General features: G+C 60.8%; 22 protein-coding genes and 1 tRNA gene. 7 read left to right on the top strand and 16 right to left on the bottom strand.

The annotated features are described in order from the left end of the window. The 3 genes from FQ320_RS12785 to FQ320_RS12775 all read right to left on the bottom strand — a co-directional run bounded on the left by FQ320_RS12785 (position 1) and on the right by FQ320_RS12775 (position 3,279). Positions 1 to 972 carry a Gfo/Idh/MocA family protein gene (locus FQ320_RS12785; protein ID WP_148472812.1) on the bottom strand — a complete coding sequence of 324 codons (972 nt, stop codon included), beginning with the start codon at positions 970 to 972 and terminating at the stop codon, positions 1 to 3. Positions 973 to 1,141: 169 nt separating this feature from the next. After that, on the bottom strand, positions 1,142 to 2,038 hold the full coding sequence (rpoH, locus tag FQ320_RS12780) for an RNA polymerase sigma factor RpoH (protein WP_148472810.1): 897 nt from the start codon (positions 2,036 to 2,038) through the stop codon (positions 1,142 to 1,144). Positions 2,039 to 2,253: 215 nt separating this feature from the next. Then, the gene (locus tag FQ320_RS12775; protein WP_148472808.1) at positions 2,254 to 3,279 is read right to left on the bottom strand and encodes an RluA family pseudouridine synthase; all 1,026 of its coding nucleotides are present in this window, start codon (positions 3,277 to 3,279) and stop codon (positions 2,254 to 2,256) included. Between FQ320_RS12775 and FQ320_RS12770 the strand changes: the two genes are divergently transcribed. After that, the gene (locus tag FQ320_RS12770; RefSeq protein WP_148472806.1) at positions 3,278 to 3,586 is read left to right on the top strand and encodes a DUF6476 family protein; all 309 of its coding nucleotides are present in this window, start codon (positions 3,278 to 3,280) and stop codon (positions 3,584 to 3,586) included. The two genes, FQ320_RS12775 and FQ320_RS12770, sit on opposite strands and share 2 nt — an antisense overlap. A 95-nt stretch (positions 3,587 to 3,681) precedes the next feature. Here FQ320_RS12770 and FQ320_RS12765 read toward each other — a convergent pair. Next, a tRNA-His gene (locus FQ320_RS12765) sits at positions 3,682 to 3,758 on the bottom strand. Between the two features lie 227 nt (positions 3,759 to 3,985). On the opposite strand from FQ320_RS12765, the gene FQ320_RS12760 reads away from it, so the two are divergent. Then, positions 3,986 to 4,189, top strand: a complete 204-nt coding sequence (locus FQ320_RS12760) for a DUF6324 family protein (RefSeq protein ID WP_148472804.1) — start codon at positions 3,986 to 3,988, stop codon at positions 4,187 to 4,189. 5 nt (positions 4,190 to 4,194) lie between these two features. Here the strand turns inward: FQ320_RS12760 and FQ320_RS12755 are convergent, their stop codons facing one another. Further along, positions 4,195 to 4,653: an MmcB family DNA repair protein gene (locus tag FQ320_RS12755; protein ID WP_148472803.1), complete on the bottom strand. Its 459-nt coding sequence runs from the start codon at positions 4,651 to 4,653 to the stop codon at positions 4,195 to 4,197. A 46-nt stretch (positions 4,654 to 4,699) separates the two neighbouring features. Further along, a complete protein-coding gene (locus tag FQ320_RS12750; RefSeq protein ID WP_148472801.1) occupies positions 4,700 to 5,131 on the bottom strand; it encodes a hypothetical protein in 432 nt (143 codons plus the stop codon). Between the two features lie 346 nt (positions 5,132 to 5,477). On the opposite strand from FQ320_RS12750, the gene FQ320_RS12745 reads away from it, so the two are divergent. Both FQ320_RS12745 and FQ320_RS12740 read left to right on the top strand, forming a co-directional pair. Continuing rightward, positions 5,478 to 6,767, top strand: a complete 1,290-nt coding sequence (locus FQ320_RS12745; RefSeq protein WP_148472799.1) for a hypothetical protein — start codon at positions 5,478 to 5,480, stop codon at positions 6,765 to 6,767. Continuing rightward, entirely contained in the window at positions 6,764 to 7,525 is a 762-nt protein-coding gene (locus tag FQ320_RS12740) for a hypothetical protein (protein ID WP_148472797.1), read from the top strand. The genes FQ320_RS12745 and FQ320_RS12740 overlap by 4 nt, the downstream gene beginning before the upstream one ends. A gap of 7 nt (positions 7,526 to 7,532) precedes the next feature. On the opposite strand, the gene nusB is transcribed toward FQ320_RS12740, so the two are convergent. The 4 genes from nusB to FQ320_RS12720 form a co-directional block, all read right to left on the bottom strand. After that, positions 7,533 to 7,997: a transcription antitermination factor NusB gene (gene nusB / locus FQ320_RS12735; protein WP_148472795.1), complete on the bottom strand. Its 465-nt coding sequence runs from the start codon at positions 7,995 to 7,997 to the stop codon at positions 7,533 to 7,535. Then, the gene (locus FQ320_RS12730; protein ID WP_148472793.1) at positions 7,994 to 8,527 is read right to left on the bottom strand and encodes a 6,7-dimethyl-8-ribityllumazine synthase; all 534 of its coding nucleotides are present in this window, start codon (positions 8,525 to 8,527) and stop codon (positions 7,994 to 7,996) included. The genes nusB and FQ320_RS12730 overlap by 4 nt, the downstream gene beginning before the upstream one ends. Next, on the bottom strand, positions 8,524 to 9,633 hold the full coding sequence (gene ribB, locus FQ320_RS12725; RefSeq protein WP_148472791.1) for a 3,4-dihydroxy-2-butanone-4-phosphate synthase: 1,110 nt from the start codon (positions 9,631 to 9,633) through the stop codon (positions 8,524 to 8,526). Before ribB ends, FQ320_RS12730 begins: the two co-directional genes overlap by 4 nt. A gap of 140 nt (positions 9,634 to 9,773) precedes the next feature. After that, positions 9,774 to 10,376: a riboflavin synthase gene (locus tag FQ320_RS12720; protein WP_148472789.1), complete on the bottom strand. Its 603-nt coding sequence runs from the start codon at positions 10,374 to 10,376 to the stop codon at positions 9,774 to 9,776. A gap of 257 nt (positions 10,377 to 10,633) precedes the next feature. Here FQ320_RS12720 and FQ320_RS12715 point away from each other — a divergent pair, with 257 nt between their 5' ends. The 3 genes from FQ320_RS12715 (at position 10,634) to FQ320_RS12705 (ending at position 15,195) form a co-directional block, all read left to right on the top strand. After that, the gene (locus tag FQ320_RS12715) at positions 10,634 to 11,923 is read left to right on the top strand and encodes a capsule biosynthesis protein (protein ID WP_148472787.1); all 1,290 of its coding nucleotides are present in this window, start codon (positions 10,634 to 10,636) and stop codon (positions 11,921 to 11,923) included. Between the two features lie 96 nt (positions 11,924 to 12,019). After that, positions 12,020 to 13,150, top strand: coding sequence for a polysaccharide biosynthesis/export family protein (locus FQ320_RS12710; RefSeq protein WP_255509487.1), 1,131 nt, complete (start codon positions 12,020 to 12,022; stop codon positions 13,148 to 13,150). Beyond that, positions 13,147 to 15,195 carry a capsular polysaccharide biosynthesis protein gene (locus FQ320_RS12705; RefSeq protein ID WP_255509486.1) on the top strand — a complete coding sequence of 683 codons (2,049 nt, stop codon included), beginning with the start codon at positions 13,147 to 13,149 and terminating at the stop codon, positions 15,193 to 15,195. The genes FQ320_RS12710 and FQ320_RS12705 overlap by 4 nt, the downstream gene beginning before the upstream one ends. On the opposite strand, the gene ribD is transcribed toward FQ320_RS12705, so the two are convergent. The 6 genes from ribD to rpoD all read right to left on the bottom strand — a co-directional run bounded on the left by ribD (position 15,154) and on the right by rpoD (position 20,648). Next, complete coding sequence (gene ribD / locus FQ320_RS12700; RefSeq protein ID WP_148472785.1) at positions 15,154 to 16,257, bottom strand: bifunctional diaminohydroxyphosphoribosylaminopyrimidine deaminase/5-amino-6-(5-phosphoribosylamino)uracil reductase RibD; 1,104 nt, start codon at positions 16,255 to 16,257, stop codon at positions 15,154 to 15,156. The genes FQ320_RS12705 and ribD overlap by 42 nt on opposite strands. 10 nt (positions 16,258 to 16,267) lie before the next feature. Continuing rightward, the gene (gene nrdR / locus FQ320_RS12695) at positions 16,268 to 16,732 is read right to left on the bottom strand and encodes a transcriptional regulator NrdR (protein WP_148472783.1); all 465 of its coding nucleotides are present in this window, start codon (positions 16,730 to 16,732) and stop codon (positions 16,268 to 16,270) included. Between the two features lie 118 nt (positions 16,733 to 16,850). Then, complete coding sequence (locus FQ320_RS12690; RefSeq protein WP_148472781.1) at positions 16,851 to 17,273, bottom strand: secondary thiamine-phosphate synthase enzyme YjbQ; 423 nt, start codon at positions 17,271 to 17,273, stop codon at positions 16,851 to 16,853. Positions 17,274 to 17,288: 15 nt separating this feature from the next. Further along, positions 17,289 to 17,672, bottom strand: coding sequence for a hypothetical protein (locus tag FQ320_RS12685; RefSeq protein ID WP_148472779.1), 384 nt, complete (start codon positions 17,670 to 17,672; stop codon positions 17,289 to 17,291). Positions 17,673 to 17,725: 53 nt separating this feature from the next. Next, entirely contained in the window at positions 17,726 to 18,661 is a 936-nt protein-coding gene (locus FQ320_RS12680; protein WP_148472778.1) for a Stf0 family sulfotransferase, read from the bottom strand. Further along, on the bottom strand, positions 18,651 to 20,648 hold the full coding sequence (gene rpoD / locus FQ320_RS12675) for an RNA polymerase sigma factor RpoD (RefSeq protein ID WP_148472776.1): 1,998 nt from the start codon (positions 20,646 to 20,648) through the stop codon (positions 18,651 to 18,653). Before rpoD ends, FQ320_RS12680 begins: the two co-directional genes overlap by 11 nt. Between the last annotated feature and the right edge of the window lie 89 nt (positions 20,649 to 20,737).

The following is a 20,737-nucleotide window of genomic DNA, read 5'->3' as shown; positions in this document are numbered from 1 at the left end:
TCATCGCCCTGCTGCCGCAAACGCCATATCAATCATCCGTTGCGTCCCCCGGGAGAACTCCAGCGGGCAGGCATAGGGCACCCCGGTGCGCACCGATTCTCCGAATGCCTCGACCTGAAGCACATAGTGATCGACGCCAGGAAAGCGGTGAACCACCGTGCTCATATCGCTGTTCTCCAGCTCGATCTCCGCTTGGCCAAAGACGTTTGCGTTGAACGGATTTGTCACCGTCAGCCGCCCCTTGTCGCCATGAAACGTCATCCGCTGATTCGGGAACATCCGCATCGACAGCACGCAATTGTACCGGAATCCGGGGAAGTCAGCGGTGACATGGGCGAAAACATCGACGTCGTTCTGATACTCGATGGCCGCCGACACACTCTCGGGCTCTTGCCCAGTGACGAATCGCGTCGACCCGAAGGTGTAAACACCAATGTCGCGCAGCCCGCCGCCCCCGGTTTCCGGTCGGTTGCGGATGTTGTTGGGCGCTGCCGCATTGTTATAGCAAAACATCCCATCCACATGGCGCAGTGTACCGATCGCTCCATCGGAAATCAGATCGCGGGTTTTTTGCCACTGTGGGTGATGCACGATCATATAGGCCTCGGCCACCAGAAGCCCCGCCGCATCCCGCGCGGCGATCAGATCGTCGAATTCCGCTTCGGCCATGGTTATTGGCTTTTCGCACAACACGTGCTTGCCCGCCGCCAGTGCTTTTTTTGTCCATTCCACATGCAGATGATTGGGCAGCGGCACGTAGACCGCATCAATGTCTGGACTGGCCAGCAAAGCGTCATAGCTTTCAAACACGCGCAGGCCCGGCGCGAAAGCGGTGAACCCGGCAGCCTTTTCCGCGCTTGACGTGGCCAACCCGGCCAACACCGCGCCCCGCGCGCTGTGGATCGCCGGGGCCATGTGCTGGCGCGCAAAGTTTGCGGCACCCAGAATGCCCCATCTTATCGGATCGCTCATCTGTCGGCCTTTCCATGATCTGCCGGGTCAGCATACCGCCCTTACCGCGCAGGGAAAGACGAAAGCCGCTTGGGATCGCCGGGAGATTGACATGAGAACGGCCACCCGCATCGTACAGGTGGCCGATTGGTCGGTCGATGATTGGCGCCTGAAATCTGCGCCAGTGCCGTTAGGCGGTTTCCATCATGCCCTTTTCGCGCGCCAGATCCTTCATCCGCTTTTGCAGCTTTTCAAAGGCACGCACTTCGATTTGGCGGATCCGTTCGCGGCTCACATCGTATTGCTCGGACAGACCTTCCAATGTGATCGGCTGATCTTTCAGCCGCCGTTGCATCAGAATGTCCTTTTCGCGGTCGTTCAGCACATCCATCGCCTCAAGCAGCAGCGCGCGACGCGATTCCAACTCGTCGCGCTCCTCATAGTCTCCGGCTTGATCGGCGTCTTCATCCTCAAGCCAGTCCTGCCACTGCGCCGCACCCTCGCCATCGGCGGAAATCGTCGCATTCAGGGATGCATCACCACCGGAAAGACGGCGGTTCATGTTGATCACCTCGGTTTCCGAGACGCTCAGGTCCTTGGCGATCCGCGCGACGTGTTCGGGGCGCAGGTCGCCGTCTTCCAGTGCGCCGATGCGGGCCTTGGCCTTGCGCAGATTGAAGAACAGCTTTTTCTGCGCGCTTGTCGTGCCCAGTTTCACCATCGACCACGACCGCAGGACATATTCCTGAATCGACGCGCGGATCCACCACATCGCATAGGTGGCAAGGCGGAAACCCCGTTCAGGGTCGAATTTCTTTACCGCCTGCATCAGGCCGACGTTCGCTTCAGAGATCACTTCGGCTTGGGGCAGCCCGTAACCGCGGTATCCCATGGCGATTTTCGCGGCCAACCGCAGGTGCGACGTGACCATCATGTGCGCTGCTTCGGTATCACCATCCTCGGCCCAACGCTTGGCCAGCATGTATTCCTGTTCGGGTTCCAGCATAGGAAACTTGCGGATTTCCTGAAGATACCGGTTCAGCCCCTGTTCTGGGGACGGTGCGGGAAGATTTGCATAGCTTGCCATATCGGTTATTGCCCCTGTTGCTCTTCGCCATGTTGCGAGGATTAACATCAAGATAGTGAACGGATCGGTTTAGTTCAAGACCAATCCAGTTCAGCCGTCCTTAACGCTTTCATCTTACCATAGAATGAACGGGGCCGGTGTTTGGGTCCATGGGTGACATCATTTGTCACAGGCATGTGCATTTTCGTGTGGTTTTGCGCCCCTTTGTTGCGGATTCAGCCGCGCAGCCCCTCGAGCAACTGCGCCATATCCTCGGGCAAGGGGGCTTCAAACGTCATCCGCGAACCGGTGGTCGGGTGCACAAAGCCCAGCCGCGCCGCGTGCAGCGCCTGACGCGGAAAGCTTTCGACCGCCGCCAGCCCTGCCTCGCCCAACGCGCCGCGCGCAACTTTACGCCGCCCGCCATAGGTCTGATCGCCGATCAGCCCGTGACCGGCATGGGCCATGTGTACCCGGATCTGATGGGTACGCCCGGTTTCCAGCCAACAGGTGATCAGAGCCGCAACCGGAGGGGTGCCAAAAGGCTCCTGCACTTCGGCGCGGGTGATCGCATGACGCCCGCCCTGAAACAGAACCGCCTGTTTTTGGCGATCGGTCCGGTGCCGGGCCAGTTGTGTGGTGATTTTCAGAACATTCCCGCGTTCAAAACTGACCCCACGGCTGCCGCGCAAACGCGGGTCGGCGGCGTCTGGCACACCATGGCAAACGGCCAGATATTCACGTTCGGCGGTGTGGGCTTCGAATTGTGCAGCCAGCCCGTGATGCGCGCCATCGCTTTTGGCCACAACCAGAACGCCGCTGGTGTCCTTGTCGATGCGATGCACAATTCCGGGCCGCTTTTCACCGCCGATTCCCGACAGGTTGCCGCCAAAATGGTGCAGCAGAGCATTGACCAGCGTCCCACCCGGCGAACCGGGCGCGGGATGAACCACCATGCCCGCCGGTTTGTTGATCACGATCAGCTCGTCGTCCTCGTACAGCACCGACAGTGGGATCGGCTCGGGGCGGGTCTCCGTTTCTTCCGGTTCGGGCACATCGATTTCAGCGAGATCGCCACCCGACGCCCGCGCCTTTTGATTGGTCACCACAGTGCCGTTCAGACGCACAGCCCCGTCAGCGATCAGCCGAGCAAGACGCGAGCGTGAAAGATGTGCATCCTCTGGCACTGCCAGCGCCAGCGCCTTATCAAGGCGCGAGGGCGTGTCATCGGGCAGCACCACCCGCAAGGACCGAACAGACATGAACAACACTCCAGATAAACTGACCCCGGACCAGGAGCGCCTGATCACATTCCTGCGCCGACTGGTCACCACCCTGACGGTGGTCATGATTGCCGGGCTGATAATCGTGATTGGCCTGCTTGTCACCCGTTTCCCGAAGGCGGTGCCCGTGATGCCCGATCATATCGCCCTGCCCGACGGCACAAGCGCCAGCGCTTTTACCCGCGGGCAGAACTGGGTCGCGGTGGTGACCACCGATGACAAGATACTGATTTTTGACCCAACCGGCACCACCTTGCGACAGACGATCGACATCGCACCGCGCTAGACGGGCGTATCGCGCAGACAGATTCGCGACACCCGCCGAACCGATCGCGACTGAAGCAGAGTAACGAATCTGCGTCTGATATCAGAGGGATGTAATGGTACCACCTCCTGGTCTCGAACCAGGGACCTCTTGATCCACAATCAAGCGCTCTAACCAACTGAGCTAAGGCGGCACGACGCTGCATGTACCGACCCACCCGCCGGTTGGCAAGGGGGCCCGGTTAAAAACCCTGACACTTCCTTGAATCGAAGTGACGACAGGGCGCTTGGGCGAATCAAAGCCATGCCGCACGACGCGAATGTGCGTGCCAGATGTCTGCGCCCGCAGGGGTCGGGTATAAACTGCATTGCCAAACCCCGCCGCTCCGGGCTAGGCAACAAGGCGAACAAGGAGCGTGTCATGGGGATCAACAAAGAAAGCGAAGTCGAGGCGAATCTGCAGATCGGGCCAACCGATCAGGGCATGGTACGGCTTTATATCGAAGGCAGCGGAATCGAAGTGCCTCTGGATTTCGAACCCGAAGAAGCCGAGGAAATTGCCGAAGAAATTCGTGCCGCCGCCGCACTGGCCCGCGCCATGAGTACCGGCGGCAAAAAACGCTGAATGTCCTAAAGCGACATCCCCGGGTCGCGCAGCCCATGCAGGCGCAGTGCGGCATGACGGGCGAATTTCTGCACCATCACCTTGCGCCGCGCCGGCGCCAATTTTGATTCGGGGCCCATGCGCAGGATTTCGGCGTCATAGGAATCGGCAATGATCAGCCCGGTTCCGTCAGGCAGCAGATCGGTCGGAAAACCGTCATCCACGGCCCAGAAATACCTGTCGCACCACTCCAGATAGCCCTGCCATTTCTGATCGGTCATGAAATCCGCACGCGATGATTTGCACTCGATCACCCAGATTTCGCCCTTCGGCCCCAAAGCCATCACATCGACTCGCAATCCCGAAACAGGGATAAGTTCTTCGACAGTCACGAAATTATGTCCCAGAAGATGGCGGCATACCCCCCGTGCCAGCATCTGACCCGGGCGCGGCAGCGGTGTGGTGAGTGTCAGGTCATCAGGCATGGGCAATATGTGAACAAAGCGTAAACGAAAATCAAGGGGGGCCGTGCTAACCTTCGTCGTTCAGCAACAGCCACACCTTTTTGCGTGCATCGCGAGGCAATGCGGCAGCAGCGGCGGCAATCCGATCAATCTGCTCCGGGTTCAGGTTGCGAAAGCGCAGATCGACCGTGACGATATTCACCCCCACCTTGGCCGTAGCGTGGGAAATCAGGCTCGCCCGCCATTTGTCGAATTGGACGTCGAAGAACTGAGTCGGCGGCGGGCTGCAATCGTCATAGATACGCCCGGTCCGGGTGCCGCGCCAATCGCCACCGCCCTCGACACGCTCCAGCGGATCGTTAAAGCATTTTTCGATGGCGTCGGCGGTCGTGCCTTCGTTACTGCGGAATTTTCCGATGTCTGGATCCCAAGACAGCCGCCGAAGATGCAAGAGCCGCACCAGCCGCGCCCGCCCGGCCTGAAGATTGCTGTCGCTCATGGGTTGGTCTCCGGTTTTGTCCGACATATACAGAAATATGACCCCATGGTCGCAACTGCGCCAGTCTGGTTTGCCCTACCCTCTTGTTCCCGGGCCACCGCTCGCTTATCTCTGCTGTGCGGCGGTTTCTGGTCTTCCCGTGCCGGGGTTAAAATCCAGTGGCCTTAATCTCTTCCGAGGGAGCTGGCTCTGTGCGGATCCTGGTCCGTTTACCTGGCGCCCACCTGTACATACAGGTTCTCGGGATTTCACACTCTGACGGTTGCTCCGGTTCCGCCGCACCTTTTTTCTTTGCGACAATGCCCAAGCGGCCCCATATGACCCAAGTGGGACAATGGGGGCCGCAATGGACGACGACACAAACCTGAGCCGCGCAGAGGCGCAGGGTGTACGATACGCGCGCGAGCTTGAGGGGCACCTGCAATGGCTCGATACGTTTTCCGGCGCGGCACTGGGCGTGCTTGCCGTTGCCTCGGGGATTTACACCTATCTTGGGGTTTCATCGCTGCTGGATGATGACGGCGCGCTGTCGGTATTTGCCGCGCTGGCCTATTCGATCGCGGTGTCTGTGGGGATTTTCGTCTTCTGGTCCTATCTGATGCGGCTTTTGCCCGCTGTGCGCTCCGCAGGGTCCCGGTTGGGGCTGCTTGGCTCGATGGTTCTAGGGTCGCTGGCGATCATTGCCATGTCATCCTGGCTGAACGCGGCGGCACTGGCCGGGGCGGCGGCGGTCGAGCAGCATCTGGCGCGCACGGTGCAAGAGTATCAGGGCGCGTTGGAGCGGGCGAACACGATCGCCGTATCGGCTCAGGGGCTTGAGCGTGACGTGGCGCGGGTGCGCCAGAGCTTCGAGGATCTCAGCGAGCAAGAGGCCACCGGTGATCTTTCGGGCATCGCAGGGCGCGGCGCGGTGTTTCGTATCCTGCGGCAGAAGTCCGAAGAACTGGCGGGGCTCGAGACACAGATCGCCACGCAGGATGCGCTGGTTTCCGGCGCCTTTACCGAAGGCAACGAGATTCTGTCGCGGATGCGGGCCCTGACGGTGGAACCCGGCCCGGTCGAGGCGCGTTCGGTCGAATTTTCGGAAGAGGCCGTGCGTCTGGCGGGCATCATCACACGGCTCCGCCAACTTTCGGTCGCACCGCTGGTGGCGCGGGCAGCACAGGATCTGTCGGCCTCGGTTGTCCTGCCGCGCCTTGACGGATCAACCCCCGACACCCGCGCCGGGCAGCAGGCGACCATCGATTCGGTGCTGACCCTGCTGGGCCAGCGCGCCGATACCCTGCGCGCCGCCGCCGAGGCGGTGATTGCGATGCAACCGGCACCCGAAACCACCTATACGCCGATTTCGACCGCCGACGCGGTGATCCGCTATGCCGGGAATTTCATTCCCTCATGGGCCGGGGCCATCGCGATTGATCTGCTGCCCGCCGTGCTGGTGTTTATCCTGATGATCACCCAGGCGGCGATTCGATCCGGGCGAGACAACGTCGGGATGGAACAGACGATGACTCTGGCCGAACTGCGCGCCGCTCTGGCGGCTGTGCGGGACGTGGAACAGGCGCTGGCCCGTGACACCCCCACTGCCCGTGACCAACCGCCCAGACCCCACCCCGTAAGCGAGGCGGCAGAGTGAGGTTCGGGGTATCGTCCTCGGGGTTGATCAAGGGCATATTGGGCCTGCAACTGGCCATGGCGCTGCTGATGTTCGGCACCGACATGGCCGACGGATGGCGCGGGTTTTCCTTTAGCCCCAAGGCGCCACGGCTCGACACCCCGGTGCGACCGGGCGACCAGACCCGGCGATATCGGCCATCCGACCTGCCAACAGGCCCGGCCGACCGTCCGTTCCCCTCTCCTGCCAACATGCCTGATCGGCTGACCTTTGAACCGGTCGAGCGGGGAGACACGCGCGCGTTGCGGCTGATCGGCACCATTGCACCGGGCGATGGTAAACGGTTCACCGATTATATTACCGCCGAGGATCGCCCGTTTGACGCGCTGCTGCTGAACAGCCCCGGAGGATCGGTGATGGATGCACTGGACATCGGGCGCGCGGTTCGCGCGTCAGGTATGAACACCGAACTGACGTCTGGCGATGTCTGCCTGTCGGCCTGCCCCTATATCCTCGCCGCCGGGATGGTCCGCGACGTGCCCGAGGATGCCTGGGTGGGCGTTCATCAGCATTATTTCGGCGAAAATACGGTGCTGCCCGCCTTTTTGGCGGTCAAGGATATCCAGCGCGGTCAAGGCGCGGTGATGGGATACCTCGATGAGATGGGCATCGACCCGATGGTCATGCGCCACGCGCTGCTGACCCCGCCCGAAGAGATATATATTCTTTTACCCGACGAATTGGCACGCTACCGGATCACCACGTCCGATCCGGTCTGACCGGCACTCAGGTGAAAGCGCCTGGATTTGCCTCGCGGGCCATGTGGTCAAGAACACCGTTGACGAATTTGGGTTCGCGCCCGTCGGGAAAGAACGCCTTGGCCACGTCGACGTATTCGTTGATCACCACCTTGGGCGGCGTATCTGCGGCCACGAATTCGGCCCCTGCCGCACGAAACAGCGCGCGCAGGGTGGGATCGATCCGCGCGATGGGCCATTTGGCCACAAGCGCACGGTCCGTCATCTGGTCGATCTTTGCCTGATTGTTCACCGCTCCGTCCAGCAAGGCGCGAAAATGGTCGACATCGCCTTCCATCATCTCGTCTTCGTCATAGATCGCACCGAAACGGTGGTTTTCGAACTCGGCGCGCACCTTGTCGGCAGTCTCGGATGAATGTTCCATCTGGAACAATGCCTGTACCGCATAAAGCCGGGAGGCCGATTTCATCTGTCTTTTTGTCGGGGGTGTCATGCGGTCACCGGCCCCTCGCCTGCAACCCGGTAACTGCCGGGTTGAAACCCGATGCCTTTGGGTGTGCGGGACCATTTGCGCGACAGGGCCACCAGATGCAGGGCCGCTGCCGCAGCCCCGCCCCCTTTGTCCTGTTCACCGGCGCGCACCACCGCCTGTCCGTGGTTTTCGACCGTCAGGATACCGTTGCCGACACAGCAGCCGTCCAGCCCAAGCAGGGTCAGCGCGCGCGAAGAGTCGTTACATACCGTATCATAGTGGGTCGTTTCGCCACGGATCACACAGCCCAGCGCGACAAACCCGTCAAAATTGCTGGTGCGTTGCGCAATGCGGATCGCGGTGGGAATTTCCAGCGCGCCGGGCACCTCGATCAGATCCCATGCCGCACCGGCGCTTTCAGCCACCGCCTTGGCACCCGCGACCAGATCATCGGCGATGTCCTTGTAATAAGGCGCAACGACGATCAGCAATTTCACTGGCGTGTCAAATTGGGGCATAGGTGGGGTATAGTGCGATTGTCCGGCCATCATCCGATCTCCGAGATTTTGCGGGTGCCCATGATTTCAAGGCCATAGGCCTCAAGCCCGACCACCCGCGGCTGGGGCGAATTGGTCAGCAGTATCAGTTTCGAAAGTCCAAGCGACGACAGGATCTGTGCACCCAGCCCGTATTGCCGCAGGGTCTGGGGTGACACTTCGCTTTCCGCCGACAGTTTCATGTGCAGATCGCGCAGCAGCACCAGCGCACCGCGCCCCTCGGCGGCGATTGCCTCCATCGCATCGCCGAATTCGCGCGACCGCCCGACACCGCCCAGCCCGATCACATCCAGCAGCGGATCGAGCGCGTGCATGCGTACCAGAACCGGCTCGTCACCCGACAGATCACCCTTGATCAACGCGATATGTTCCGCGCCTTGGGTTTCGTCGGTGTAGATCCGCATGGTCCAGTCGCCGCCGAACTCGGAGGTGACCGTCTGTTCGGTGACCGCACGCACAAGGTTGTCGTTGCGGCGGCGATAGGCGATCAGATCGGAAATCGTGCCAATCTTCAGCCCGTGACGCTGGGCGAAGGCCACCAGATCGGGCAGCCGCGCCATGGTGCCGTCGTCGTTCATGATCTCGCAGATCACACCGGCGGGCTTCAGCCCGGCAAGGCGGGCGATATCGGTCGCCGCTTCGGTATGGCCGGCACGCACCAACACGCCACCTTCGCGGGCACGCAGGGGAAAGATGTGGCCCGGGGTGGCAATGTCGGCGCTGGTCGACGTGTCATCGATGGCGGTGGCAATGGTAAGCGCGCGGTCATGGGCGGAAATACCCGTGGTCACGCCTTCGCGCGCCTCGATTGAAATTGTGAACGCGGTTTCGTGGCGGGACGAGTTGTGAGACGACATCAGGGGCAGCCCAAGCGCATCGATCCTTGTGCCCGGCAGCGTCAGGCAGATCAGGCCGCGCCCGTGGGTGGCCATGAAATTCACCGCCTCGGCGTTGGCCATTTCAGCCGGAATCACCAGATCACCCTCGTTCTCGCGGTCTTCGTGATCGACAAGGATGAACATTCGGCCATTCCGGGCATCGTCGAGAATTTCTTCGATCGACGATACGGCGTCATGGTAATGGCTTTTGAGGTCGTTCATTTGAGCACTCCGCGTTTGCGCGGCAGATAGCGCAGGCAGGCGGGGATGACCAGCCGTCAAACGGGCGCTGACCCCGGGTCGCATGCCGTTATCGCCACCAGGAACCCTTCGCAGGGCGTGCTTGGTACGGGTGCGCGGACTCAGCCGAACTCTTGCAAGCGCGCGACATACCGCGCCATCGTGTCGATTTCGATGTTCACCGGATCACCAACCGCCGCCGCGCCCCATGTTGTCGCCAATTTCGTATGCGGGATAAAGTTGATGCCAAAGGACGCGCCGTCAACCTCGTTCACCGTCAGCGAGGCGCCGTTCAGCGCCACCGACCCCTTGGGCGCGATGAACCGTGCCAGATGGTCGGGTGCCACCAGAGTGACGCGAGTGCTGTCGCCTTCGTCATGCATGGCAGTGATTTCGGCCACACCATCGACATGCCCGGAAACGATATGCCCGCCCAATTCGTCACCGACCCGCAGCGCGCGTTCAAGGTTCAGCCGTTTGCCCACCGGCCAGCCGTTGCGCCCGATGTTCGTCGCACCGACAGTTTCCGCCGAGATCTGGACGTCGAACCAGGGCTGCGGATCATCCCCCAGCGCCACAACCGTCAGGCATACCCCGTCACAGGCAATGGACGCGCCGATGTCGATGCCGCCGATGTCGTATTGCGTGGCGATGCGTGCCCGCAGATCGCCCTGCTGCTCAACCTTCAGAACTTCGCCGATATCGGTGATGATGCCTGTGAACATGTTGTTCCCCCTTGCGCGCCCTGTACCTCTGCGCGACAGGTATTCCGCTGGTCGCCGCAAGGCAAGACGATGCCGGCGGCATTGAAACGTCACAGCGCTGAGACTTCTGCGCAAAGACCTCTGCGTTGGCATTTCCGCGCAAACGCCCCTGCGTTGACATTCCATTGTCCAATTTGTGGGTAATTCCTGATCTGCCGGGTCGTGTTGCCGGATGCGTGAACAATCGCCTGAACGGAAGCCTGAACGGAAGACCGACGATGAACCGACACCCGACCCAGCGCCGTTTTCTGTTCCTGCAAGGCCCGCATGGACCGGTCTTTTCCCGCCTGTCGCGCATGCTGCGTGCGGCCGGAGCGCAAACCCGGCGCGTCGGGTTCAACCGTGGCGATCAGTTCTTCTGGCATGATCCTGCGACATATCACGCCTTTACCGAAAGCCCCGACACCTGGCCCGATTGTTTTGCCGCGCTGGTCGCAGAACATGGCGTCACCGACATCGTGATTTATGGCGATACGCGGCCCATTCATGCACAGGCCGTGTCCCATGCCCGCGCCCGGGGTCTGGCCGTGCATGTGTTCGAAGAAGGCTATCTGCGCCCCTATTGGGTGACCTATGAACGGGGTGGATCGAACGGAAATTCGCGGCTGATGGATATGTCCATCGCCGATATGCAGGCGGCGCTGGCCAGTGCCGAACTTGAAATGCCCGAAGCGCCGGCGCATTGGGGCGACATGCGCCACCACATCTTTTACGGCGCATTGTACCATGCCTTTGTCATGCTCGCGAACCGTCGGTATTCCGGTTTCCGCCCGCACCGGGCACAGACGGTTACACAGGAATTCCGGCTTTACCTGAAACGACTGCTGTTGATGCCGATGCTGTGGGCCGACCGGGTTCTGGCAACGATGAAGATCAGGAACGGCGGCTTTCCCTATCATCTGGCGTTGCTGCAACTTGAACATGACAGCAATTTTCAGAAACATTCGCCGTTCACCTCGACCGCGGAATTTCTGAAGCTGGTGATCGAGGGTTTTGCGCACGGCGCACCGACCCATCATCATCTGGTGTTCAAGGCGCATCCGCTTGAAGACGGGCGCGTGCCGCAAAGGCACGATGTCAGGCGGCTGGCCCGTGCCAATGGCGTCGAAAACCGGGTGCATTATGTACGGGGTGGCAAGCTCGCCCAACTGCTCGACCATGCGCGCAGCGCCGTGACCGTCAATTCCACCGCCGCCCAGCAGGTGTTGTGGCGCGGACTTCCGCTCAAGGTTTTTGGCGATGCGGTCTATGCCAAGCCGGAATTTGTCAGCACACAGCCGATCGCCGATTTCTTCACTCAGGCAACCCGACCTGACAGCCGCGCCTATCGCGATTATCGTCATTTTCTGTTGGAAACCAGTCAGGTCGCCGGCGGTTTCTATTCAACGTCAGGGCGCAGACGCCTGATGCGACAGGTGGTCGACATGATGCTGGTGCCTGACGATCCCTATGATGCGCTGACCCACGGAACAGCGGCTCCAAGGCAACAGTTGCGATTGGTGAAGTAACGCAAAATACTTCGGGAGTAGCATTTTAACACTCCGTCCCGTAGCTTGATAAAAAAAATACCTGAGGCAGAACAATAAGGTCGAGGAGACCGAGCAGTGAAAATCAAGGGATCGCGCTGGGCAAAGTCCATTGCCCTGATCGCGCTTGCCGCAACGGTCGCCAGCTGCGGCTTGCCCCGTTCGGGGCCGAGCAAGCGTGAAATCTTCGAAGGATCGGTGCAACGGTCGGGCGACGCCTTCATCGTCGGCGTCAATTCGCGTGTCACGCGTGCCATCGCCGTCGTGCCCGCTCTGGGCTTTACCTCGGGGTTCCGGAATGCCGGAATCGTTGGATCAGACACCATTTCGCCCGGCGATACGCTGGGCCTGACGATCTATGAAAACGTCGATGACGGGTTGCTGACCAACGAAGGCCTGTCGTCCACCGTGCTTGAGGAAGTGCAAGTCGACGGATCGGGTTACATCTTTGTGCCCTATGCAGGCCGGATCAAGGCCGCCGGCAATTCGCCCGAGGCGATCCGCCGGATCATCACCGAAAAGCTGGACAGCCAGACCCCCGACCCTCAGGTGCAGGTGCGTCGTCTGGCCGGGGACGGAACCACAGTTTCGGTCACCGGTGGCGTCGGTGCACAGGGCGTCTATGCAATCGAGCGTCCCACCCGAACCCTCTCGGCCATGCTGGCACGGGCGGGCGGCATCGCAATTCCGACTGAGATCGCTCAGGTCACGGTGATTCGTGGCGGGCAAAAAGGCAAAGTCTGGTTTCAGGATCTCTATGAGTTCCCGCAGCTTGATATCGCACTGCGCGGCGGTGACCGGATCCTTGTCGAACAGGACCGCCGCTCGTTCACTGCCTTGGGTGCCACGGGCACGCAAAACCGGATCGAATTCGAATCCCGCACCATCAGCGCAATCGAGGCGATAGCCCAGGTCGGTGGCCTGTCGACCTCGCTTGCCGATCCGACAGGGGTGTTCGTATTCCGCAACGAACCCGAAGAAATCGCCAATCAGGTGCTGGGGCGTTCCGATCTGAAGGGCACGCAGCGAATGATCTATCTGCTCGATCTGACGGCACCAAACGGCATGTTCGAGGCGCGCGATTTCGTCATCCGCGATCAAGACACCGTTTATGTCACCGAAGCTCCTTATGTGCAGTGGACCAAGGCCTTGAACGCACTCACCGGAGCCGTGACCACCGTCGACGGCCTCAGCAGCATCTCCGAGTGACACCCGATCCACTGATTGAGGATATTGCCGCCGGGGGGCCGACCTCCCGGCGGCTTTTTATTTACAATGGTGGTTTTCTGAGCCGACGGATCCGCCGCATCCTGACGCTCTCGGGCTATGCCCTGCGGCTGGGCAAGCCCGGTGCCGACGATCTGATCGGGGTCTGGGGCCACAGCCCCACTGCCCACCGGGGCGAAGCGATGTCCCGGCACAGCGGCGCGGGGCTGTTGCGCGTCGAGGATGCCTTCCTGCGCTCGGTTCACCCCGGTCGTTCGGGCAGTCCGCCGCTGGGCCTGCATCTCGATACCCGGGGCGTGCATTTCGATTCATCGCACCCCTCCGATCTTGAGTTATTGCTGGCCAAACATCCTCTGGACGATACGGCGCTGCTGAACCGCGCCCGTGACGCCATGGTGCGAATCCGCCGGAACCATCTGTCGAAATACAACGCCTTCGATCCGGCCGCGCCGATACCCGATCCCGGCTATGTACTGGTCATCGATCAAACGCGTGGCGATGCATCAATCCGGCTCGGAAACGGATCGGAATCGATGTTCGCGGAGATGCTGGCCTTTGCACAAATCGAACATCCCGGAAAGAAAATCCTGATAAAAACCCACCCCGAGACGCAATCAGGATACAAAACCGGACATTATGACGAGTCAGTGCAGGATGGCAGAACACATCTGTTCACCGATCCCGTATCGCCTCAGGCGCTGCTGGAAGGCGCCATCGCTGTCTATACCGTGACCTCGCAAATCGGGTTTGAGGCGATCTGTGCGGGCCACCGTCCCCGGGTGTTCGGACAGCCTTTCTATGGCGGGTGGGGCCTCTCCGACGATGAAAACCCGGTACCCCGGCGCGAACGCCGCCTGACCCGCGCGCAACTGTTTGCCGCCGCCATGATCCTCTATCCCAAGTGGTACGATCCGTTCCGCGACCGGCTGTGCAGCTTGGAAGATGCCCTTTCGATTCTCGAATCGCAGGTGCGGGCCTGGCGCGACGATCATCGCGGCCATGTGGCCAGCGGCATGCGGCTGTGGAAACGCGGACCACTGCAAAAAGTATTCGGACAGTCCAAACCGCTGATCTTCGAAAATGATCCAACCCGAGCAAGTGCAAAGGCGACGGCAACAGGTCGCTCTCTGTTGATTTGGGCAGGCAAGGAAACGCACGCTCACAGCGCCGCGCGGATCTTTCGCGTCGAAGATGGATTCTTGCGATCACGCGGGCTGGGGGCCGATTTGATTCCGCCCCTGTCACTGGTCACCGACGATCTCGGCATCTATTACGATCCCACCCGACCCTCGCGGCTGGAACGTTTGATCGGACTGAGTGTCGGATTGACACCTTCAGAAATTCAACAATCCGAGTCGATAATTGCTGCGATAACGCGACAGAACTTATCTAAATACAACATTGGCCGTGATACCTATCCCGATCTTGGCAAAGGGCTGCGAATTCTGGTGCCCGGTCAGGTGGAAGACGACGCCTCGATCCGAAGCGGCTGTTCGGACTGTCGGACCAATCTCGATTTGTTACGTCGTGCCCGACAGGCGCATCCAGACGCGATCATCGTTTACAAGCCTCACCCGGACGTGGAAAAGGGCTTGCGCATGGGCAATGTTGCCGAAGTCGAGGCGCACAAATATGCCGACCATATCGCCCGGGATACCGACCCCACCCGTCTGATCGACGCCTGCGATCACATCTGGACGATGACATCTCTTTTAGGCTTCGAGGCGCTTTTACGTGGCAAATCCGTAACTTGCCTCGGCGTGCCCTTCTATGCCGGCTGGGGCCTGACGGATGAACTTGCGCCGACACCGGAGCGGCGCAGTGCCCGCCCGACCCTGGCTCAATTGGCCCATGCGGTTCTGATCGGTTATCCCCGATATCATGATCCGGTCACCAACGCCCCCTGCCCGGTCGAAGTGGTGATCGACCGTCTGACCCATGGCCCCCTGCCGCGACCCGGGCCGGGAAACCGGCTTTTGGCCAAACTACAGGGGGTGTTCGCCAGCCGTGCTGCGTTGTGGCGCTGACCAGATGTGCATCACGTCGCCGCCGATCTGTCGCACCGAGTCGAGCCGGAACCGCGGCGCATCGGCCAGTGTGTCGATCCCCAACTCCGCCAGAGCGGGCCGCCCCCCAGCGCCCAGCACCAGCCCGGCATTGAATCCCACCAGACGGTCAACAACGCCCGCGCAGATCATTGACGCGGCCAGTTCGCCGCCCCCCTCGCAAAAAATCCGGGTCAATCCTGCCGCCCCCAGTGCCGATAATACCTCAGCCGGATCATGAGGTTGCGCCACACAGATCATCCGTGCACCCAGCCTGGACCAACGGTCCACATCGGCCCCGGGCCCATGCACCAACCACAAGGGAACCTCGCGCGCTGACCGGGCCAGCCGACCGTCATGGGGAAGATCCAGTGCGCCCGAGACGACCACACGCACGGGTTGGCGAACATCGCCGAAACCGCGCACGTCCAGCATCGGGTCATCCGTCCGCGCCGTGCCCGCACCGATCAAAACCGCATCATGGTTCATCCGCATGGCATGCACCGCCCGGCGCGCGTCCGGCCCAGTGATCCACCGGCTTTCGCCGCTGGCCATCGCGATCCGGCCATCAAAACTGGTCGCAAGTTTCAGCGTTACAACCGGCCGTCCGCGCGTAACCCGCGACAAGAACCCCGCATGATCAATCGCCGCTTGGCCTGCCCCGACGCCGGTGACAACCTCAATCCCTGCCGCGCGCAGCATCGCCAGACCGCCCCCATCGACGCGCGGATCGGGATCAACCATCGCACAGACTAAACGCCCGATACCGGCATCGATCAGGGCCTGTGCGCAGGGCGGCGTCGCTCCGTGATGGGCACAGGGTTCCAGCGTCACATAGGCCGTGGCACCCCGCGCCATCGCTCCGGCCTGTGCCAGCGCGATGGTTTCGCCATGGGGCCGCCCGCCGGGCGCAGTGTGACCACGCCCGATCACGCGCCCGTTGCGCACGACAATGCAGCCAACCGCCGGATTCGGCCAACAGCGCCCCAACCCGCGCCGCCCGAGGGTCAGCGCATGGGCCATGTGGCGTGCATCATCGGTCATCGGCGCGCGATCACTCTTCAGGAATGATCGGGCGCAGTTCGCTTACGAACTTGTCGAAATCACCGGCGGCCTGGAAGTTCTTGTAAACACTGGCAAACCGCACATAGGCCACAGTGTCGATCCGCGCCAGACTCTCCATCACGATTTCGCCGATCACCTTTGACGGGATGTCGGTGTCACCAAGCGACTCCAGTCGCCGAACGATGCCGGAAATCATCTGATCGATACGCTCAGGTTCCACCGGCCGTTTCTGAAGCGCGATGCGGATAGACCGTTCGAGCTTGTCACGGTCGAACTCTTCGCGCCGTCCGTTGGTCTTGATGACCACCAGATCGCGCAGCTGTACCCGCTCGTAAGTGGTGAACCGTCCGCCGCAGGCCGGACAGAACCGCCGCCGACGGATGGCGGCGTGGTCTTCGGCCGGACGCGAGTCCTTGACCTGTGTATCGATATTTCCGCAAAACGGGCATCGCATGTCAGTGTCGGCCCCTCAACCTTGTGATCCGCAATCCTTATAGGCACACCGCAAGAATTTGCACAGGGGCCGGATGACACACAACATGTGGGTGTTGCAGCCGGGATTCAGTTGGCGGTCAGGTGAGCATCGCCTGTATCGAACGGATGTGCGGCCGGTCCCGGTGTTCGAACAGGAAAATCCCCTGCCAGCGGCCCAGTTGCAACCTTCCGTCGATCACTGGAATCGTCAGGTTTACCGGTAAAATCGCTGCTTTTATATGCGCCGGCATGTCGTCGGGACCCTCATAGATGTGGGTCAGATAACTCATTGTCGGATCGGTCGACGGCGGGACAAGACGGGCGAAGAACCCGGCAAGATCGGTCTGCACTTCAGTGTCCGCGTTCTCTTGTATCAACAGAGATGCCGAAGTGTGTTGGATGAAAAGCGTTAAAAGACCCGTATCCGCGACGCAGCACTCAAGCCACCCGCCGACCTTCGCAGTGATTTCATACAGCCCCGCGCCTTGGGTCGCGCAGGTCAGCACAGAATGTTCCGCCATCCGCCAGCCACCACGTCAGTCGAGAATTGAGAGTGGCTCGCACAACAAATCGGCGTGGGCCACGGTGAGGCTTGCGCCCCGGCCGCCAAAAATGGCAAGGCCAGTCGATTGCGCGGCACCCTCAGAGGACAGAGAGAATGTGATGCCCTGTCCCGAGCGCCGGGGTGGTTCGGACATCCGCCAAATCCGGGTGGCTGGTTTGGCCCCCAGCGCATGCACGGCATAGTCTGCCGCAGCACACCAGAACGCCCGTGCACCACTCTGCCCACGGTAAGGAACGTCGAACTGCGTGCCCGAAGGTTCGACCACCAGGCCGTTTTTGGCCAAAAATGCGTCGGCCGGAACCGCAAACGCAAGTGCTGCGACAAATGCTGCGGTCGCAAGGCAGGATTTCGGCATCGGGTGACCTCCAAAAACAGTTAATCGGGATATGGGGCGCAGGGGGTGGGCGATCAAGGCTTTTCGCAACCATCCACTGGTGGCAGCTTGTCCAGCCATACCCCCCTTTGCGCCGCGATACCGGCCAACCAATCGGAATTTTCCTGCCGGAACCGCGTCGAGAATTCATCGTTGCGCGTACTTCCCGTGCGCCGAGCAGGAGGGTCCGGCGGGGCGCTGATCGGCGGCAGGTCGCCGATTTGCCGCGCCAGCACGTCCAGCACCCCCTGTGCGCCCAGCGCCACGTTCCGCTCATAACTCAGGCGATGCGGCGTGATGCCATGGGCGTCAAATGCACGCTCTGCCGCCGCCTCCAGCCGCACCAGACGCTGAACCCACAGGCGAATCCCGTCGGGATCATAGTGGAACAGCTCTTCGGCATCAGCAAACCGTGCCTCGTCTCCGTCGCCCCGATGCCCGACCTGTGTTTGCTGCATCTTGAGCAGAGAGACAGCCTGCGCCACCACATCCTCGCGGATCAGCGAAAACACGGTGGCGTCGGGAAACATGGCGATCATCTGACGGAAGGTGCCGAAGGTCGCGGTAACATGGCCCATCGTCACCTCGAACCCGAAAAGCCCCCCGGTGGCACGCTTGCGCCGCAGGATGGCAACGTATTCCTGTAACGTGCCGGTTTCGAAAAACCGCGTCATCGCTGGCATGAAGCCGGGATGAAAACACTCGCCGGGTTGGCTGAGCACGCCGGTCTGTTCGGCCAACCGGGTCACCCACGAACTGCCCGATCTCGGGGTGAACACGACTATAAATGTGCGTTCCGCAGGCGGCAGGCGCATCAGGCGGTCGAACTTTGGGCGGTTCCCGGACACGGGTTCGAACTCAAAGAACGGTGGCTTCTGGCCAACCGCCGCCCGCGCCCGGTTGAAGAACCGCCGCAAAAGCGGCGATTCCAATGCGCGGTTTCGCAGATGCCAGCCTGCGTTACTGATCAAGGAAACTGCGCAACTTTCGGCTGCGGCTTGGATGCTTCAGCTTTCTGAGCGCTTTGGCCTCGATCTGGCGGATCCGTTCGCGTGTCACGCTGAACTGTTGGCCCACTTCCTCAAGCGTGTGATCGGTGTTCATCCCGATACCGAACCGCATGCGCAATACCCGCTCTTCGCGCGGCGTCAGCGATGCCAGAACGCGCGTCGTCGTTTCCTTCAGGTTTTCCTGAATAGCGGAATCCAACGGCAAGACGGCGTTCTTGTCCTCGATGAAATCGCCCAACTGGCTGTCTTCTTCGTCGCCGATGGGGGTTTCCAGCGAAATCGGCTCTTTGGCGATTTTCATCACCTTGCGAACCTTTTCCAACGGCATCTGCAGCTTTTCGGCCAGTTCCTCGGGCGTGGGTTCGCGGCCGATTTCGTGCAGCATCTGGCGACCCGTACGGACCAGCTTATTGATCGTTTCGATCATATGGACCGGAATACGGATCGTGCGCGCCTGATCGGCGATCGATCGGGTGATCGCCTGACGGATCCACCATGTCGCATAGGTGCTGAACTTATATCCGCGACGATATTCGAACTTGTCCACCGCCTTCATCAGGCCGATGTTGCCTTCCTGAATGAGATCAAGGAATTGCAGGCCGCGGTTCGTGTATTTCTTGGCGATCGAGATGACCAGACGCAGGTTCGCCTCGACCATTTCCTTTTTCGCCTGCCGTGCCTCTTTTTCGCCCTTCTGGACCTGCTGCACGATGCGGCGGAACTCGGTGATGTCGACACCGACATACTGCCCCACTTGCGCCATCTCGCCGCGCAGCTCTTCTACCTTGTCACTGGAGCGTTCGATGAACGCCTGCCAGCCGCGCCCGGCCTTTTCGGCCATCTTCTCCATCCAGGTCGGATCAAGTTCATAGCCGCGATAGGCGTCGATGAATTCGCGCCGGTTGATGCGCGCCTGATCGGCCAGCTTCACCATGCTGGAATCGATCGACATGATCTTACGATTGATGCCGTACAACTGATCGATCAATGCTTCGATACGGTTGTTGTGCAGGTGAAGTTCGTTCACCAACAGCACGATTTCACTGCGCAATTTCTGATAGTCCGACTCGGCGACATCCGTGAACGAACCATCCTCGTTCAGGGTGGCCGACATGCGCAGATCCTGCATCTCGGACAGGGTCACATAATCGTTCGCGATGACATCCAGCATCTCAAGGACGCGGGGTTTCAGCGCCGCTTCCATTGCGGCCAGCGACATGTTCGCCTGATCATCGTCATCGTCGTCGTCATCGTCATCTTCGGCCTTGGACAGCGGATTGCCGTCGGCGTCGAGTTCGGGCTTTGCGTCATTCGACTTGGCGCCCTGCCCTGCGTCGGCGCTGACGCCCGGAACCGCAGCCACCTCTTCTTCTTCGCCCAAGGTGTTGCCGAAGGTCGTTTCCAGATCGATCACATCGCGCAGCAGGATGTCTTCGTTCAGCAATTCGTCGCGCCAGATCGTGATCGCCTGAAAGGTCAGCGGGCTTTCGCACAGACCAGCGATCATCGTGTTGCGTCCGGCCTCAATCCGCTTGGCGATGGCAATTTCGCCCTCGCGACTCAGCAGTTCGACTGTCCCCATCTCGCGCAGGTACATGCGCACCGGATCGTCGGTCCGGTCAAGCTTTTCGGTGTCTGACCCTGCAAGGACAACACCCCGCGCGCCCGCAGTCGTCGCGACTTCGGTGCTGCCTTTGGCTTCTTCCTCTTCGGCCTCGTCGTCTTCGATAATGTTGATGCCCATTTCGGACAGCATCGACATAACATCTTCGATCTGTTCCGAAGACACTTGTTCGGGCGGCAAAACCTGGTTCAGCTGATCATAGGTGATGTATCCACGCTCGCGCGCATCGGCGATCATCTTTTTGACCGCGGCCTGGCTCATATCCAGACCGTCGTTCTCAGGCTGGTCCTGTTTTGTGCGGTCGTCGTTGTCCTTGGCGGCCATACGGCTGTCCCCTTCCCCGGCGAAAGCGATTCGTTTTGCGAATCATGTAACGCGAATCAGTGATTCGCACACCTTCTTAACTGGTTTTC

This window comes from Oceaniovalibus sp. ACAM 378 (assembly GCF_008085915.1).
Lineage (GTDB): Bacteria > Pseudomonadota > Alphaproteobacteria > Rhodobacterales > Rhodobacteraceae > Oceaniglobus.
Note: the sequence above shows the minus strand (reverse complement) of the source record. Positions and strands in the feature narration are given on the sequence as shown.